The 19,839-nt window shown below is 39.2% G+C and carries 8 protein-coding genes; 7 read left to right on the top strand and 1 reads right to left on the bottom strand.

What is annotated here, in order from left to right; translation table 11 throughout:
• Positions 1-19 precede the first annotated feature (19 nt).
• On the top strand, positions 20-1,420 hold the full coding sequence (locus EHW67_RS08405; RefSeq protein ID WP_126161933.1) for a sulfatase family protein: 1,401 nt from the start codon (positions 20-22) through the stop codon (positions 1,418-1,420).
• A gap of 348 nt (positions 1,421-1,768) precedes the next feature.
• Here the strand turns inward: EHW67_RS08405 and EHW67_RS08400 are convergent, their stop codons facing one another.
• Entirely contained in the window at positions 1,769-3,676 is a 1,908-nt protein-coding gene (locus EHW67_RS08400; RefSeq protein ID WP_158285101.1) for a ThuA domain-containing protein, read from the bottom strand.
• A gap of 575 nt (positions 3,677-4,251) precedes the next feature.
• Here EHW67_RS08400 and EHW67_RS08395 point away from each other — a divergent pair.
• The 6 genes from EHW67_RS08395 to EHW67_RS08370 all read left to right on the top strand — a co-directional run bounded on the left by EHW67_RS08395 (position 4,252) and on the right by EHW67_RS08370 (position 19,834).
• Positions 4,252-7,482 (top strand): SusC/RagA family TonB-linked outer membrane protein, encoded by a 3,231-nt coding sequence (locus tag EHW67_RS08395; RefSeq protein ID WP_126161931.1) that lies wholly within the window; start codon positions 4,252-4,254, stop codon positions 7,480-7,482.
• Between the two features lie 34 nt (positions 7,483-7,516).
• A complete protein-coding gene (locus EHW67_RS08390) occupies positions 7,517-9,352 on the top strand; it encodes a RagB/SusD family nutrient uptake outer membrane protein (protein WP_158285100.1) in 1,836 nt (611 codons plus the stop codon).
• Positions 9,353-9,410: 58 nt separating this feature from the next.
• On the top strand, positions 9,411-12,389 hold the full coding sequence (locus EHW67_RS08385; RefSeq protein WP_158285099.1) for a SusC/RagA family TonB-linked outer membrane protein: 2,979 nt from the start codon (positions 9,411-9,413) through the stop codon (positions 12,387-12,389).
• A gap of 12 nt (positions 12,390-12,401) precedes the next feature.
• Positions 12,402-14,150, top strand: a complete 1,749-nt coding sequence (locus tag EHW67_RS08380; protein ID WP_126161928.1) for a RagB/SusD family nutrient uptake outer membrane protein — start codon at positions 12,402-12,404, stop codon at positions 14,148-14,150.
• 1,014 nt (positions 14,151-15,164) lie between these two features.
• Positions 15,165-18,206 carry a M64 family metallopeptidase gene (locus EHW67_RS08375; protein WP_126161927.1) on the top strand — a complete coding sequence of 1,014 codons (3,042 nt, stop codon included), beginning with the start codon at positions 15,165-15,167 and terminating at the stop codon, positions 18,204-18,206.
• Positions 18,207-18,256: 50 nt separating this feature from the next.
• On the top strand, positions 18,257-19,834 hold the full coding sequence (locus EHW67_RS08370) for a sulfatase family protein (RefSeq protein ID WP_126161926.1): 1,578 nt from the start codon (positions 18,257-18,259) through the stop codon (positions 19,832-19,834).
• Positions 19,835-19,839: the final 5 nt, after the last annotated feature.

Raw genomic sequence — 19,839 nt, 5'->3', positions numbered from 1 at the left:
TGTATTTTATTGTAGTAAAATGAAGAAATTAGTAAAAGTAGTAGCTATAGTGTTGTTTTTGGTGTTTGTTGCCTCATGTAAAGATGGGGGGCAAAAGCCGGAGGAGGTTGTTGCGGAAAAACCAAATATTATTTTTATCCTTACCGATGATCAACGATGGGATGCCTTGGGCTTTGCCGGTAATTCCATAATCAACACCCCCAATATGGATAAATTGGCCAGTTCTGGCCTGTATTTTAAAAACGCCTTTGTAACCACACCTATCTGTGCGGCGAGTAGGGCTACTATCCTTACGGGTTTATATGAAAGAACCCACGATTTTAATTTTGGCAAGCCTAAATTGAAGGATGCCTATATGTATGAGAGTTATCCTTATCTGCTTAAAAAAGCAGGGTATAGAACTGGTCTCATTGGTAAATTTGGGGTAAAAGTCAATAAGGGCGTGGAAGATTCGTTGTTTGATACCAGTGTAAAGACATTTTGGCCCTACCTCAGGGAAGTTGACGGTAAGGAAAAACATTTGGCCGATATTAATGGGGATCATGCCTTAGACTTTATTAAATCTGAAAAAGATAAACCTTTTTGTCTTTCATTATCCTTTTGGTCGCCACACGCGGATGATGGTGCCGAGGAACAGTATTTCTGGCCAGAATATGCCGATAGTTTGTATGTAAATAATGAAATTCCCACCCCTGAAACGGCAGACCCTGCCTTTTTTGAGGCATTGCCCGAGTTTATGAAACACTCCATGAACAGGAAAAGATGGTACTGGCGCTATGATACCCCAGAGAAGTTCCAGAAAATGGTGAAAGGATATTATAAGATGATCAGTACGGTAGATAGTGTAATAGGTAGAATAAGGACCACATTGGAAGAAGAGGGCTTGGCAGATAATACCGTAATTGTATTTATGGGAGATAACGGTTACTATTTGGGTGAACGTGGATTTGCTGGTAAATGGTTGATGCACGAGCAGTCGCTTCGTGTACCTCTAATGATCTATGATCCCAGACAATCAGAATCCGATAGAGGGAAAACCTTTGAGGAAATGGTGTTGAACTTGGATATTGCCCCCACCATCTTGGATTTGGCGGGAGTGAAAATTCCCAAAAGCTATCAAGGTGAGAGTCTGACGTCCTTTTATGATGACGATATTGCTGATTGGCGGTCCTCTGCCTTTTTTGAGCATCAAAGGGAAGGGGAGTCATTGCTTCCCAAAACAGAAAGTTATAGGGATGAGGAATGGAAGTTTATTAGGTATGAAGCTGCTCCAGATTTTATAGAGCTGTATAACCTAAAAGAAGATGTGAACGAGGTTAATAATTTAGCCTATGATGAAAAATATAAAGATCTAGTGGAGCTCTATTCCAAGAAATGTGATTCTGCAGTAACCAAATTAATGAAGCGCAGAATTAATTAAACCCTGTATCATTTAAAGCACATATTTTAAAAATAATTGGGGTCGGACTTTAGAAAAAGAGTCCGACCCTTTTTTTTGTGCCCGCTTGCTCGTGCAGGCCGAGATCATAAGGAGTTGAAATTGATAAAACAAGATGTGCTATTCTAATATACGACGACCATTTTAGGGGACTCCCTTGTGTCCAAGTAGCTCTTGGCTTGGTCTTCCGGAATCTTTTTGATTCCGTGTTTCTGCAGTTCGTTCAAAACAGTTGAGCTATTCCCAAGTCCAGCGCTGCTATGGGCAGTCGTCCTTGATCTATTCTATTATTTGCACATTTATTTTACGGGATAGTCCAATTAAAAATTTTTAATCTAATATTGCTGCTCTCAAAACAGTGCTTTCAGATGTTGGAAAATCAGGTTCCACATAATTCTCTACTGCATTTCCACTTAACCACTGTAACGCCCGTACAATAGATTGTTGAAAAGCGGCACAACGCATATTGGGTGGCCATATTTGATTTTTCCATAAATGGCCATAGGTAGAACAATAGACCTTGCCTTTTCCAAAATTAACCGTCCACTCCATGGGGAAGTTTAACTGGGTTTTTGGGTCTTTGGCATATGATAATACTTCCAGATTGTCGGTAGTGCCCCTTCCGTATCGGTAAATCTCCACATCGGCAGCTATCCAGGATTTTGGCATACCAATATGCAAAGGGTGGCCCACTATTCGGGTTACCAAGGCATCTGTTCGTGCACCATGCCCAGTGTTTTCACCTTCTCCTTTGGGAATAATCTCCAGTTCTTCTTTTTCATTAATAGTTACAGCTACCCCAAAATCCTTATTTCGCCATCCTAAAGCTAGCATTTTATTGTAGGCAGGCCATCCTTTAAAAGCATTGGTTGCACCGTGATACATATATACCCCACCGCCTTCTGATACATATTCTTCAAAAGCTTGCTTTACATGTTTGGGCCATTGCAAACTATCTTCTTTAAAAATATTATTGCAAGTCTGAATCACAACGGGGTAGGAATTAAAGTCAGGATTCCAGCTTTCCCAATCGAATTTATTCGTGTTTTGATTGGGGCAGGTACTTACCGATACCTTAAACTTCCCTGTAGCTTCAAGTATTTTTTGTAAATATTGGGTGTTCAATTTCCAATTATGATTGCTAAAACCATCAATAATGAGTACCGGAATTTTTTTTGGTTCTGCTATTTCACTTACCTTTTCAATCTTAATGTCGTCGTATAAAATTCCACCTCCTACTTTTAGTGCTGTTGAATAGAATGAGAGGGTTATTTCACCGTCGGGTGGAGCTATAAAATCGTGCGATATCTTTTCCCAACGGGGTGCTTTTGTTAATTTGTCCCTGTTTAGACTTAGAACCATTTCATCATCAATAAAGATTTCACCGGTTAGTGGATCTTGTTGGTCCCAGGATTGATGGCGTGAATATAGAGCTGATAACCGATATTTGGCTCCTGCTGTTAGGCCAGTTACGGTTTGCGCAATGCCCCCTGGTCCATGACCTCCCAAATCAATAACCCATTTTCCGCTTGGTGAGCCAAAGCGGTCAATGGCGATAAGGTCTATATTTTCTTGCATGATCAACCATCCGGGTAGCTGCTCTCCATATATATGGGGGTTTCCACTATCGCTATCCACTTTCATTTCAAAACCACCATTTACTAAATGATCATTTACCGGAGGTGTAATAGGGGATCCCATTTCTATTTTTAGGTTGTCCAGTACCAATCCCATGTCCCCTTTGGTGGTGGATACAAATTCTATAGTGGCGGTTCCTTTGGATGTGGCTTTAAAACCAAAACCAATGCCCCCAATGTAATTGGGTGCCGGCGATAGGTTTCGGACTGTTGCCACTGTTGTTCCGTTAATGATGACCTTAGCAGTAGCTAAGAGGGTTTGGTCATCTCGCTGCCTGCCTTTCTGGTCGGCATATTCAAATTTTAAAGTATAATCTGCAGATTTTTCAAGCCCTTTTATGGTCTGTTTTATACTCCCGGCTTGGTTGCCATTTAAATCCAGGACTTGGTTTCCTTCAGCTGCCGAAAACACTTTGCTTGTAATCAATTCCACATTGCCGCTGCTGATGGTCCAGCCTTTTAGCTTATTTACAACCTGTCTCTCGCCGGTTACTCGGTCTTTTTCAAAAGAGGCATTTTTTATTTGAGCTTTAACCATTAGTACATTACAGCATAAAATTGAAGCTATAATGGCCAATCTCTTATGGAAAATATTTTTCATAAACGTTTCTTTGTTATCCTCCTTTGAACTAATGGAAGTATGGTGAATTATCCGCTTAAAAATATACATTACCGCTAATACCTGCACTATAAAAAAATGAATTCTTAAAAGTAGTTGGCTCTTGTGTGTTTTCTTGATCAAACCCTTTCCAATTAGCCTTTTTTCAAAATAAATGCCGAACCCTTTTTTGTAAAACATCCACAAGAGTAAAAGATTAGTTCAGGGAGACCTCTTGGGGTATAATATTCAAAACATTTTACGGGCCAAAATCTAAGCTTTGGTGATAAGCGCAAAGAGTAATAAGAATTACATAGAATTATCCAATATCTCAGTAAACTTTTTAACTAAATATTATAAAGATTAATTAATATTTGTAGATATAATACAGTGATGGGCTAATATAGTATATCTGGATTATGAATTTGTTAAAATAGTACAGCCTTGTGTTAATTTATTGTTGTAAATGCCATTGATTTTAACATAATATTGCTGGGTGAGTAGGTTTTTACAGGAATAGATCTTTTGAATGTTTTTTTAAAAACCTCAATAATAACCTTCTAAACAAATATTAAATTATGCAAAAAAAGCTACGGTACAAACAGTTATTAATACTGCATTTGCTTGCTGAAAGGAAAAAAAATATGGCTCGGGCCGTATTGGTGTTTTTACTTTTTAGTAGTGTAGATGCTATGGCATCGGCTTTGTCGTCCAATGACTATGTTAAGACTGTTGACGGTGTTTTTGGAAGTTCTACTAGTATGATGCAACAGCAAGGAGTTGTTTTGGGAACCGTTACTGGATCTGATGGAATAGCTATTCTTGGCGTCACGGTTTCAATTAAAGGAACAGACAAAGGTGTTGTTACGGATTTTGATGGAAAATACACCTTGAAAAATGTGCCTGAAGATGCCGTTCTTGTATTCAGTTATCTGGGCATGGAGAGTCAGGAAATTCCTGTTTCTGGAAAATCCGTTGTCGATGTCACAATGAAAAATAGTATTGAAGAGCTTGAAGAAATTGTAGTAGTTGGCTACGGTAAGCAGGATAAATTAAGTGTTACAGGTTCTGTGGCCGATATTAAAACAGAGGGCATAAAACAGAGTCCTTCCCCAAACGTTGTGGGTGCTCTTACCGGACGTCTTCCAGGCCTTGTTACCGTTCAAAGTAGTGGTCGTCCTGGAGCTGAGGGTTACGGAATTTATTTGAGAGGGCTTAGTACAACCAATGGATCTTCGCCTTTAATACTTATAGATGGGGTTCCTCGTGATAATATTACACAACTGGATCCCAATGAAATTGAAAATGTCACGGTTTTGAAAGATGCCTCAGCTACCGCTGTATTTGGGGTTCGAGGGGCTAACGGAGTTATTTTGGTGACCACACGAGTAGGTAATACCGAAGAACCCTCGATCGATTTTTCTTATGAAACCGGAATGCAATACTTGACCTATAAAACGGAAATGTTGGATTCGTGGGACTATGCCGCAATGAGAAATCAGGCTCTAATTAACGATGGGTATGCTCCAAAATATTCCGACCGTCAGATTGCGTTGATGAAAGCTGGAACGAGCCCTTTTTACCCCAATACTGATTGGTATGAAATAATGACAAACGACTTTGCACCTATAAATAGATACAATGTGAATATGTCTGGAGGAAATAAGCGTTTCAAATATTTCTTTAACGCCGGTCTTCTTGATCAAAAGAGTTTCTATAACGCCTTGCCGAAAGACGAACTAGGATATGATCCACAGTTTAAATTAACCCGTTACAATTTCAGAACTAATGTAGAAATGAAAGTAAATAACTGGATTTCTGCAGGTGTTAATTTAGCCGGATATTTAAGTAAGGTAAATGGGACTACCGCACAGGCTTCACAAATATATGTAGGGATTAATTCAATGACACCTGTTACACCTGGTCCGCTATCTCCTGCAGGATGGGAAGAGTATGGAATTCCAGAAGGTAATCCTATTAACCCGGACGGTGTGAGCTATAAGAATCCTTACGCCTTGTTGAATTACCGCGGTTACAATAGTTCAGAATCCAATAACCTGAATACAACTGCTAATATTGACTTTGACCTAGGGATGATAACCAAGGGGCTTTCATCTAAAATGATGGTGTCCTTTGATACCTATTCCAGCTCTACTCTTAATGGTAAAAAGAGCTACAACAGTTATCAGTTTGATATTAATGAAGAACAGACTTTGGAAGGTGAAACATATGACCTTATAGAATTTACGCCAGAACAAGAGCCCCAGTTTTATCCCATAACCCTGTCTAAAGGTTCTAGTTTTAGGTATAAAACAAATTTACAATGGATTATAAACTACAACCGAACCTTTAATAGTACTCACAAAGTTTCGGGAATGATATTGGCCCAACGCGATAATAGTGAAGCTGCTGGTGGAAGTAGTGAAAACTTGCTCCCTTATAATTATATGGGCGTTGCCGGTCGTGCTACTTATGGCTATAAAAACAGATACTTGGCGGAATTTAATGTTGGTTATAACGGTTCGGAGCAGTTTGCTCCTGGTAATCGGTTTGGAGTGTTTCCTGCAGGATCTTTAGGATGGGTGGTTTCTAACGAACCTTTTATGAAGTCGGTCGACTTCTTGTCCAATTTTAAGTTGAGGGCATCTTATGGTAAAGTAGGTAGTGATAATATTGGTGGCTCACGCTTCCTTTATCTGGATAAAATGAATGTTGGGACCAGTGGGAGAATTGCAACAATTAGTGATTTGTTTGTAACAGAGAGTTTACTTGGTAATCCTAATATTACCTGGGAGGTAGCTTATAAGCAGAATTATGGTATTAATCTAGGTTTCTTTAAAAACTCACTTACGCTTGCCGTGGATGCTTTTAAAGAAAGAAGAGAGAATATCTTAATAACGCGCCAGACCGTTCCTGAAGTTACAGGACTTAGCACCATTTATCCTAAAGCTAACCTTGGAATTGTAGAAAACAAAGGATTTGAAGTTGAGCTGGGCTACAGTAAGCAATTCACTAAAGATTTTTCTATGGGTATTCGTAATACCTTTTCTTATGCGAAAAATAAAAACGTATTTGCCGATGAAGCCAGTCAGGGGGATGATTATTATTTACAATATAGAAAGCAAGGCCTTTCTATAGGTCAATATACCGGTAAAATTGTTGATTGGGATTCCCCTGGTAATGGGTATTATATTTCATTGGAGGAGATTGATGAAACCACTTATTCAGGAGCCAAGCCGCGACTGGGCGATTTAAAATATTTGGACCTAAATGGTGATGGTAATATAGGACCTGAGGATAACGACGTAATAGGATACCCTACTGTTCCTCAAGTCAGTTACAGCTCAATATTAAACATTGCTTATAAAGGTTTTGATTTGTCCCTAATGTTCCAGGGAGCTGCTCAGGTTACCAAAAACTTTACGGCTTCTGGAGTGTGGGAATACGGGGACCCTGGTTATTATTTTGAGTATCAGCAAAATCACTGGACTCAGGAAAGATGGGAAAATGGGGAAACTATTTCTTATCCGGCATTGGCCTCCTTTAAAAGGAATAACAACCACACTATCAACTCATTTTTTACTACCGATGTATCTTATTTAAGATTGAAAAACGTAGAGATTGGTTTTACTTTTCCAAAGAGTTTGTGTGAAAATTTAGGATTACAAAAAATTAGGATATATACCAATGGGAGTAATCTTGCTACCTGGACAAAAAATAGGTTTTCTCACTTAGATCCAGAGATTGGACGTTCCCCTTTAATTCCTATTACTCAGATATTCAATTTTGGTGTAAACGTTAAGATTTAGATTGGTGCAATTATTAAATAAAAAAATGAAAAATATGAAAACAAAAATATTGATAACCGTCTTTTCTTTATTTCTGTTTGCCTCCTGTAGTGATGTTTTAGATATCTCTCCTGATGGAACACAGACCCTAGATGAGATTTTTAGTGACGAATCAACTACAGGTGGTTATTTAAGTTCGTGCTACCAGTCATTTCCAGGTTTCTCATATCGCTATGTAGGCCTAGAGAATTTGCCTACAGCTATATCGGATGACGCTTGGAGTATTGGTAGAAATGGAGCTAACAGTGCCAGTCTTTATCTGGGAGCTGTGACCACTGTCGGCAATAATAACAAACTTGGCTATATGAAGGGAATGTTTGGGAATAATGTCTCGGCCTGGAAATATTTTTACCTAAGAATACGCCGTATCAATGTGTTCCTTAGTCGTATAGACACTGCTGCCGTTCCTTCGGAAACAGAAAGGGCACAGTGGACCGCTGAAGCTAGAGTTTTGCGGGCCTTTTATTATACCGAGCTTATTAATCGTTATGGTAGTGTCTATCTTCTTACCGAACCCACCGAAGTGGGCTTTGATGAGACAACCCTTGAATTGTCTACCTATAAGGAGGTTGCTGATTTTATCATTAGTGAATGTCGTGAAGCTATGAAATCTGATGAATTGCCTTGGAGGCCAGAATTAAGTACAGACTTTAGGCGAATGAATAAAAGTATAGCCGCTGCACTAAAATCAAGAGTGGCACTGTTTATGGCCAGCCCTTTGTTTGCTGATGGACAAAATTATTGGGAGGAAGCTGAAGCAATCTGTAAAGAATCCTTGGACGAGCTTTTGGCACATGATTTTGAATTGTATACAACCGTTCGTAATACCTCTGTTTTTGGAGACAATGCTTATCAAGAATACAGTACTTCCACAAGGGATTATTCCTCTTCCCCAGTAGATAAGGAAACTATTTTGGCTACAAACAATGTAGGTACCAATTGGAATTATCAAGGATTGCCTATTAATAATGCAGTATCGGCTGGAATGGCTCCAACTCAAGAGTTGGTGGATGCTTACCCTATGACAAACGGGAAATATATCCTAGACCTTGCTAAACCCTATAATGATGCCAAACATCTTTCCCCAAATTTCGCCTCTGGGTCGGGATATGATGAAACAAATCCTTATGTAGATCGCGATCCCCGTTTTTATGCAACTGTTTATTACAACGGTTCAACGGCATTAAATCAGCAAAATAAACAGATAACGATAGAGACTTTTAGAACGGGGAATAGCAGTATTATGGGAAGTAATACTAAGCGTACACAGACGGGTTATTATCCGCGTAGACACTATCATCCCTTACAGCGAAGGGGTAGAAACGTTGCTGTATCATGGCGTTATATGCGTTTGGCCGAAATATATTTAAACTATGCAGAATGTGCAATTGAAAACAATCACTTGACCGAGGCGTTAGCAGCGATTAAACCAATTAGAGATCGCGTGGGTATGCCTAATCTGGATGAAGTGGAAGGTGTAACCATTGATCAGGATAATCTTCGTTTGATGTACCGAAATGAACGCAGAATAGAAATGGCGTATGAAGAGACCCGTTATTATGATGTGCGAAGATGGACCGCCCCTGGTGATGATATGGATGTTATTCGTTACGCTACCGGTATGTGGATCGAGAAAAGTGTAGATGGTACTTTAACCCATATGCGTTTTCAAGTAGGGGATAGCTATGATCCGGAAACGCAGACTTGGACTGGAGAAGGATTGGAAAAAGCATGTTATAGCTCAAAATATTTGCTTCATCCACATGATGCTTTAGAAGTTTCCAGGATATTAAATAGTACCGGGGTTGATATTCAAAATCCAGGATGGTAATCTACCATTACAATTTTTACAATTAAATTTTATATAAATGATAAATTTAAGAAATAATATGTCATCAAACATAGTTTCGATTTTGCTGATAATTTTTATGTTATCCGCGGGTCATATAAACGCTCAAACAGATGGTGCTTATCTAGAAGGCACGGTAAAAGATGTTTTTGGGCATGGATTACCCGGAGCTACTGTTAAAACCAAAAATAATGCTATCAATACTGTTAGTGGGGTTGATGGTGCCTTTACCATAAAAGAAGCCTTTCCTGAAGAAGAAGAACTTTATGTTTCTTTGGACGGTTATAGAACTAAGGTTGTAACCTTTGAGGGACAGGATAGTTTTTCGGTAATTTTGGAAACAGACGTTTCGGGGCGCGATAATACCGTGTCTCTTTTAACAGGAGACAGGACTATGAGTTCTGTTGGTGCTTCCGCCGTAACCATATCACAGGATGTTTTATCCAGAACCAAGACATCAACTTTAGGGAGTGCTCTTTTAGGACGCTTTCCAGGTTATACTTCTGGTTACATAAGAGGGATTTCCACAACTAACGGAAAAGCACCTATTATATTGGTAGATGGAATGGTAACCAATAGTTATAACCATATAAACTTAAACGATGTAGAGTCGGTGACAATATTAAAGGATGCTGCAGCAACCTCGTTATATGGTTTACAAGGGGGTAACGGGATTATTTCCGTAAAAACCAAGAAAGGCTATGACGGTGAATCAACTATTACCGTGAATACCAATTACACAATGCAAACACCAATTACAACGCCTACTGTTTTAAACTCGGGACAGTATACCCGATTGTATAATGAGGCGTGGGTAAATGATGGTAATACCGATCCTTCTATTTATACGGAAGAGGATATTCGCAATTATGAGTCAGGTGAAAACCGCGAGTTGTACCCTAATAACAATTGGTACGATATGTTTATCAATTCTTTGGTGGAAACTCAAGACATAAATATAAGTGGTCGTGGAGGTTCAGAAGTTTTTAAGTACTATGTAGGAATGGGTTATTTGCATCAAAATTCTCCCTACATAACCGATGGTACAGTTCCTGAAAAATATGGAACCAATCGCTTTGATATTAGATCCAATTTGGATATCAAGATCAATGACTACATCAGTGGGTACATGAATATCTCTGGAAGGATAAATCGCACAATGAATCCGCAAGCGAATAATATTTATTCAACTATTTTTAATCTTGGCCCCACTGTTTATGGCCCGCTAACTCCTGAAGGGAATGTGGTTGTTACAGAAACAGAAGGAAACTCTACCTATGCTAAAATTAACAGGGCAGGATACGTTAAAACAACAGGTGTACATATTTCTTCTATTAGTGGGTTGAATTTTGACCTTAATAAATTACTTCCCGGACTATCAACAGGTGGTGAAATAAAGTATTATACGGTTCCTACATCTTATATTTATGGAAATACCGATTATGAAAGGTGGATACGTGATATGACCATAAAAGACGATTTGGTATTTATGAGATTCGGTAATGCCAGAAATGAGCCTGTTACTTTCACAAAATCTACCTCTAGTAGTTATAGAACGGAATATCAGGGACATTTAAAGTATAAAAATACCTTTGGTAATCATAATATTAACGCCACTGCTTTAATTCAGAAACAATATTACAATTCGCAGGCTGCAGAAGGGGTTCAGCCATTTATTAAAATGACTTATGGCTTTAATGCTAATTATGCTTATAAGAATTTGTTGTTTACTGATTTTGTATCTGGCTATCAGGGATCAGAACAATTTAGTGCTGATAACAGATACGGATTTTTCCCTTCCGCGTCGACGGCCTTGGTTCTTTCAAATTTTGATTTTTTAAAGGATGATAAGGCTGTGACATTCTTAAAACTACGTGGTTCATATGGTCTTGTTGGGAACGATAATATAGCCGGAAACAATCGTTTTCTTTATAAAGACAACCTAACCACCGGTGGAAACAACATTGGAGAGGATCAATTAGGAAATCCAAATATTACTTGGGAGACTTCAAGAATTGCCAATATTGGTTTTGATATCGGACTTTGGGATCAGTTATCCCTGTCTTTTGAATACTTTGACGACCGACGCACAGATATCCTAGTGTCCAATAACATCATTCCAGCTATGCTTGGTGTTAGTTCTAGTTCTTTGCCTTTAATGAATGATGGTGAAGTTCATTCTTATGGCTATGAGGCACAGTTGGGGTATAAGAAGGATTTTAATAAAGATTTTTCTCTTGGAGTAAATGGTTACTTTGCTTTTAACGATAATAAGGTTGAAAACATAGCAGAATTGAACTTGGGAGATGATTATGCTTATCCTTATAGAACTACGGGGTATCGTGTTGGGCAAAAATGGGGCTATCTTATTGACTATTCCAATGGTAACGGCTATTTCAATAGTGCCGATGAAATTACAGCTTCGGGACTCGCTTACGAGGGAGCTTCCCCTAGACCAGGAGATTTTATCTATCAGGATTTAAATAACGATGGTGTTATTAATGTTCAGGATATAGCACCAATGGGATATTCTAGTATTCCAAGAATTAGCTATGGCACAGAATTGAGTATGAAATGGAACCGATTTGATGTTTCTGCCTTATTTTTTGGTGTGGCTCAGGTGAGCACTTTTAACAGTGGTGCTGGCTTTTATGAGTCCTTTAATAACGGAACATTCTTTACGCAACATTTGAATGCTTGGACGGCCGATCGATACGCCAATGGTGAAGAGATTACAGCACCAGCTTTGTCGCTTAATGGTAGCGCCAGTCATAAGGCAAATGATTATTATTTTCAAGATAAAAGCTATCTACAATTGAGGGAGGTAACTGTGAGCTATACCATTCCAGCTGACGTATCCAATAAAATATGGAGCAAAGAAGCTCAGGTTTATTTTAGTGGAAGAAACCTGTTTAATATTGATAATATGAAAAGTGATGACTTGACTGTCTTTATGAATTCCACCAACAGTGCCCCCACCCGTAGAGCTTTTGTTCTTGGACTTAACTTAACGTTTTAAAGAAATAGAAAAATGACAAAAAAAATTATAATCTTATTGATAACCTTCGGTCTGTTCTTTTCATCTTGTGAAGATCCCTTTGATTTTGGATCGGATGGACGCGTGACCTATGATGAAATTTTTTCGGATTACCAACTAACGGGCAAATATCTCGCAACCGCTTATTCTTACTTTCCCTATTATGGTGCAAGTAGTGCAGGAGGTACTTTTTTAGCTTCGTTTACAGATGAGGCTCAGGATGCTCAGGATGTGGTACCAGGCAGTAATTCTTTAAGGTATTATGAAGGAAATATGTCTTCTGCCAATAATTTGATTAAGGGCTCACTTTATGACAATATGTTTAAGGGTATTAGAACTTGTAATGTATTTCTTGCTAATGTGGATGACGTACCAACATTTACTGTTCAGGAACATAGGGGGCAATGGAAAGCTGAAGCTTATTTGTTAAGAGCTTATTACTATCTTCAATTAATAAAACGCTATGGTCCAGTTCCTATTTTTAAGGAGGTGCTCCCGTTGGATTATGATTTTTCAACAATGGAAAGGCCGTCCTTTTATGAGAATGTACAGGCTATTATTGCCGATTGTGATGCGGCCTTGGCACAGCCAGAACTTTTATATCGCCAGGTTGACGGTCTTCAGGATGGTTTTATGACACGTGGGGTGGCTTATGCTATTAAATCACAAGCTATTCTTTTTGCTGCCAGTCCTTTGTGGAATGATGGTAATGACCATTGGAATGAAGCTGCAGAAATAACTAAAGAGGCTGTTGATGCACTGGAGGGTGCTGGCTTTGGTTTATTCAATCCAGCTAGTGTATCCATTTCAGGGATGTATAGTAAATATCAGGAATATTTTCTTACCCAACCAGAAAACGTAGAGTTTCCTTCAGAAGAGAAAGAGACTATCTTAGGGAAAACAAGAATGACATTGTGGTCTAATTACGGCCTTCCAGTTGTGCCTGATGTAACCAAAGCGGGTATAAGTCCATCCCAGGAGTTGGTTGATGCTTATGAAACCATTGACGGGGTACCGGTGCTTGATCCAGAGATGCCTTATTTGGATGACGATCATTTGCAACCCAACTATAATTCGGAAAACACCTTATATGATCCTGAAAACCCATATGCAAACCGGGATCCACGTCTTTTTTCAACGGTTTATTGCAATGGTAATTTCCATAACCTAAGCAACAATACAATTCCTGTTGAAACGTATGTAGGGGGTAGTTCTCAGATCTCGGATAACAGTAACTTGTACACCAGAACGGGTTATTATTTGCGAAAGTTTATTCATTACGACTCTAAAAACAATTCAAATAAAGATGGTTTTTGGCATGATTTCAGAATGGCCGAAATCTATCTTAATTTTGCTGAGGCTAATTTTTACGCAAACGGGGCTGCTACCCCTGAAGCTCTTGCTGCTGTTAATCTGATTAGATCCAGAGCTGGTATGCCCGACTTACCATCGGGAATTTCAGCAAGTGAATTTGAAGCAAGATTGAGGAATGAACGTCGAATTGAATTGGCCTTTGAAGAACACCGCTACTATGATTTGCGTAGATGGGAAATTCAAGGCGATTACGAAGGTGTTGTTACCGGAATGAAAATTACCAAAAATGGAGAAGATTTTGACTATGATCGAATTGTGGTGCAGAAAAGGAATGTTACAGATGAGAAGTATTTGATGTGGCCAATTCCTTTGACCGAACAAAACAAGTATAATGCACTTGGGATCGACTTCCAAAATTATGGCTGGTAATCACATGTATTTTTCCCTCCCAATTATATGGGAGTAAATTCAGTACTTGTTTTAGAACAGGAATAAAATCAAAGACCATTGGATATTTAATCCAATGGTCTTTGATTTTAATACTTTTAGAAGTAAACCTAAACACACTTTTTTAGTTACCCTTTTATCTTTCCTAAAAAAACGTAGGGTTTCAATTGCAACAGATTTGTGAATGACTTGGCCTTTGGTAATGAGGATGTGGTGTACTAGATCATGACGATTACAACCCTGAGGACGAATACTGGCTGAACTTTAGAACCAATCTTCAAATAAACGGACCAGGTAGCTGGGAAATAAAGATTATGTATCCTAACGTGACCCATAAGTAAAAACAGGGCGTAGTAAGGGAGCTACAAGGTACTCTAGGTAGTCATCAAGTATTGCCAGACTACACTGTTGTAATAGATTTAAAGAAAAGAATCCCGACAACCTTGGTTGTTCGGGATTCTTTAATGTTGAGGGGTCTTAGCTAGTAAAACCAGGCACTATATTCAGTCTTGTAAGAGAGCAGTTGGAGGGGGGAATACGCAACCTCATGGTAATCTGTGTTTATTAGGTGGTTAAATATAATGTAGCCTTGGTATTATGGTAGGAAAGGAATATAAAGGCGATCTAACTTATTAAATATTATTTAATAATGGGACGCGCATTTTTATTTTATCGTGATTATTAATTAAATTATTATGTTATTGACATAGGAATGTATTGTCTTGTTATCTAATTTTGGCGATATATTATTCAACATATGCTCACTAATATGTGCTTTTTAGTTTAAATAGTACATAAAGTGGGTAATTTAAAGCTTAAAAATGAAGTGTTGGATTAATATTTTTGCAGAGTGTATTGTTTTGGGTGACTATTTAAAATAAGTTTAATTACTTGGTTTAAATAATCTAGGATGATGTAATAGAGTCTTTTTCTTGGAGTCAATGGGATTTTCAAGCTTGGACATTTGCGAAAAATAAAAATTAAAGTTTCCCTAGAATGAAAAAATGGATAGCGTTTATTGGTTTTGCTTCTTTGATGTTCTTTCAAGGCTATACCCAGAATAGGGGAAAGGCTGAAAAATGGACAGAGGCTCAAATTGATGCGTTTATTGAAATGTCCGAATTAATTCCTATACAGGTAACAGGGGATAAGGACAATAGGATTAACGTAGTTATTGTGAACCAATGGACCTCTAGGGAGGAGGAGCCTTATAATTCCCCTGATATGAGGGGCGAATTTGTAAAGGATATAGAGGAATCCTTGGTCGCGGCCCTTACTTACGGAGATGAAAGAGCGCAAACGGCATATTCCCATTACAAAGAGTTTTTTAATGTTTATGGGCTTTGGATGCCCGATACTCCTGAGTGGAAAAAAGGGATAGACTTGGAGGCTATGGATGCCATCCGCGACAAGCTGTTTTTGCCATGGAAAAGTGAACACCGGGGATGGGTTACTTTTTTGATAATGCCCAACCGTGAGAAGGGTGGCGGAGGAGCTGCCCGTAATTTAGAGAAACGGGTAGGTAATGCAGTCATTGCTGGGAATGGAATAGGAAAAATGCTACACGAGATTTCCCATACCTGTATGAGTTTGGGGGATGAGTATACCACCGGAGCAACAGGAACCTCAGCCTTTCCTACCTACGCGTCCGAACTGGAATATGAAAGGGAAAAAATTAAATGGAGAAAGTGGATAGAGCCCAGTACTCCATTGCCAACTCCTTATGAAGCGCAATACCTGGATAAGGTAGGTGCCTTTGAAGGAAATCAGTATCACCTTGTGGATTATTATAGGTCCACTGCCCAAGGTTGTATAATGGGTGCAGGGGTGTTTGATAATACGGAGGAAATGTGCCCCATATGTAACCAAAGGGTTTCCATGAGGGCGTATGACCTGGTGGATATTATTAAAAGTACTGTCCCTGAACAAAAATCAATTGAAATTGCAGGTAATAAAAAGCTTCGGTTTGCGGTAGATCATATTGTGCCGGAACCCAATACCCAAGTGGTAAGATGGTTTTTAAATGGAAAATTGATTGCAAGCGGGACCGATGAACTGGAAGTTGAATTTGGGGAAATTGAAGAATATGAACTTGTTTGTTCCATTACAGATGAAACCCCAAATATTAGACCTGATCCACCATTTGCCCGATTCCCAAAGGTTGAGGTGCAATGGAATATATTAAATACCGCACCAACTTCTGATGCCAAGCCATTGGAGGTGACAACCCGTACTAAGAAAGTTAGTAAGCAAGCTGGACTTTTTAATGTGGAGCCCGTTGTTTCTGGAGGAACCCCACCATTTACCTACAAATGGACCAACGGAAGCACCTCAGAATCATTGGACGAAGTTGGAGTGGGTATCTATGACGTTGTGGTAATGGATAGCGAATTTAGAACTGCTAAGGCCCGTGCCTCTATTTATGAAAGTAGCCTGGGGAGTGCTGGTTCAACCAAAAAATCCAAGAAAAATAAAAAGAAGAAATCCACTATAGCGGTGGTGGCAGATGTTAAGGCTTCAGAAATCAATAAAGATAATGGAACCATAGCCCTGAGTGTTATCGGTGGTCAGTCGCCCTATACCGTAAAGTGGAAAAATGCAGTTTATGAATATGGGAAAAGCATTATATATGAGCCTGAAAATGCGACCATAACGCTTCCAGAACATCAAATAAAGACATTTTTTAGCGCCAGTGACAATTCCTATTTGGATTGTAAGGGAGGTGAAGGTTCCGTGTCTTGGGATGTGGAAGTGGCCAATAGTGGTTTTTATCCTGTAGATGTAATTTATGGCGGTATCAACTTAAAGGGGTCGGATGCCCAGATTTCCGTTAATGGGAAATTGGAATCCAAGACTATACACTTTAACCAGACCAGGCCATTATATACGGGATGGGATGTGGCGACCATGAAAGTATACCTCCATGAAGGTGTAAACAAAGTGGCAATTGTTTCCAATGGACAGTCTATTCCCAATATTAATTATTTAAGGGTACCTAGTAGTGTTAGGTCCAAGATGGGCATTGATGATAAAAGAATAAATCTGGCGCCCGGGGAGTACAGTTATATGGTAACAGATAGCGAAGACGAGCTAATGGAGGGTACTGTTACGGTTCCGGAAGTATATCCTTTTGAGATTGATAATTTGGAAATTGAAAATATGGAAGGGGCCGTGTCTGTCGTGGACCCACTTCCAGGATATACCTACAAGTGGTATGCAGCCGATGCACGGAAAACAAAAGGCGAGTCCTATGAAGAGCCTTTGGCTATAGGTAATTCTTTTAAGCCCAGTGCAACCGGAAATTATTATGTGGCTGCACAGAACAATCTATCCAGGGCGGAGAGTGTTAATAGGATCGGTTTTGGAGTGGACGACTTGGCCAACAAAAGACCTATTGCAATAGAGCCATCAGAATTGGGGTATGAGAGTATTAAGATGTGGTTTGATGCCAGTGATATTGATGGGAATGGCAAGGTAGATGAGGTGTACCCTCAACGTGGGCCGGTAGGGGATTGGAAAGATAAGCTTAGAAGGAGTCCCAACGAGTTGTTCATGAAATATGAGCCCAATAAATTGAATGGCAAAGGTGTTGCTGCTTTTGATCATGTATGGGTGTCCATTATGAAAGAAGAGGTGAAGGATTATCAAACCATCATTATGGTCTATAAGGAAAGTAGTATGTCCTTCCCGGGAACAAGCCTCTTTAGGGGGTCCAATGCTTGGTTGGGAAAAAGTAAGGACTCTGGCAAGGCTATTTTCGACAAGGATAATATAGATCCCAAAACCAAAAATGGAAAGGTGTTCTTGAACGGAATTCAAATAGATCCGTTCAATACGCCAAACCCAATGGAGTTTTGTATCCTAACGGTGCAGTTGGAATCCAAGTCCAGTTCGGGTCTGGCCAGGACCGAAGGTCTTTGGGAGGGGTCTATAGCCGAAATGATTCTTTTGGATAGGGAGCTTGAGGAATGGGAAAGAAAGGGAGTGGAGGAATACCTTAGAAGAAAATGGTTCTCTACTGTGGATGTAAAGTTTTAAGAAATTAATAAGAATAGAAAAACCAATTATATAACACTTAAATTTTCTAAATGTCAAAGAGAAATTCAACTTTTGAGATATCGCATATTTGTTTAATTCTTTTTGGTTTGATACTGCTTGTGGGTCTTTCGTCCTGTAAGGGGGAAAAGGTGGCCGTGGCCACCAAAAAACCGAACATTATCTATATTATGACAGATGACCATGGCTACCAGGCTATGAGCGCTTATAATGGGGAATTGAACCAAACCCCTAATATTGATAGGATCGCCAATGAGGGTGTAAAGTTTACCAGAAGTTTTGTTACCAATTCCATTTGTTCTCCAAGTAGGGCTGTTATGCTTACCGGTAAATTTTCTCATTTGAACGGGCAGCAGATCAATAGTCAGAGATTTGATGGCAGCCAGATGACATTTCCTAAGTTGTTGCAAAAAGAAGGCTATGAAACCGCTATGATAGGTAAATGGCATTTGGGAAGTGACCCTACTGGTTTTGATTATTGGAACATTTTACCTGGACAGGGAGATTATTATAACCCTGATTTCAATGAAATGGGGGTAAAAGAAAGGGTAGAGGGTTATGTAACAGGACTCATTACCAAGTTTAGTTTGGATTGGTTAAAAAACCGGGATCAGGAAAAGCCTTTCGCTATGTTGATGCACCATAAGGCTCCGCATAGATGTTGGATGCCAGATACTACCTATTTGGAAAAATATAACGATGTAAAGTTTCCCCTGCCCGATAATTTCTACGATGATTACGATAATAGAACGGCGGCGGCAAGCCAGAAGATGCATATAAAAGATTTCTGTCCGGTGAACGATCTAAAGATGTACGATAAGGAAGGGGAAATAGATGGACCACTCCGTAAGTATTTTGAAAGACAAATAAACCGTATGAATCCAGAGCAACGTGCGGCCTGGGACAAGGCTTATGATAAGGAGATAAAGTATTACAAGGAAGCCAACCTTAGTGGAAAGGAGTTAATGGAATGGAGGTATCAGAGATATCTTGAAGATTATCTAAGATGTATTGCTTCCGTAGATGATAGTGTAGGTGAAATATTGGATTATTTGGAAGAAAATGGTTTGGCAGAAAACACTCTTGTAGTGTACACTTCGGATCAAGGGTTTTATTTGGGAGAGCACGGTTGGTTCGATAAAAGGTTTATGTATGAGGAATCCTTCCGTACACCATTGGTGATGAAACTACCATCCAGGTTTAAAACAGGAACAGTGGACCAATTAGTGCAAAATATAGATTATGCCCCTACTTTTCTTGAATTGGCCGGTGTAGAAGTGCCCGAGGATATGCAAGGTAAATCTTTACTGCCAATCTTGGAAGGGAAGGAAAAAACGGAATGGAGAGATGCATTGTACTATCACTACTATGAATACCCAGGTCCGCATTCTGTAAAAAGACATTATGGGGTAAGGACAGATAGGTATAAGTTGATCCACTTTTACAATAATATAGATCAATGGGAGCTTTATGACCTTAAAGAAGACCCCACAGAGATGCACAATATATACGGACAAGAAGGCTATGGTGATATAACCCAAGATCTTCATGAAAAATTGGCCGGTTTAAGAGAGCAATATAAGGACACCACTGCATTGGTGACCGAATAATAAAT

It is taken from the genome of Arenibacter aquaticus (assembly GCF_003957295.1).
Lineage (GTDB): Bacteria > Bacteroidota > Bacteroidia > Flavobacteriales > Flavobacteriaceae > Arenibacter > Arenibacter aquaticus.
The sequence above is the reverse complement of the archived record's forward strand: the minus strand, read 5'-3'. Positions and strand labels throughout refer to the sequence as shown.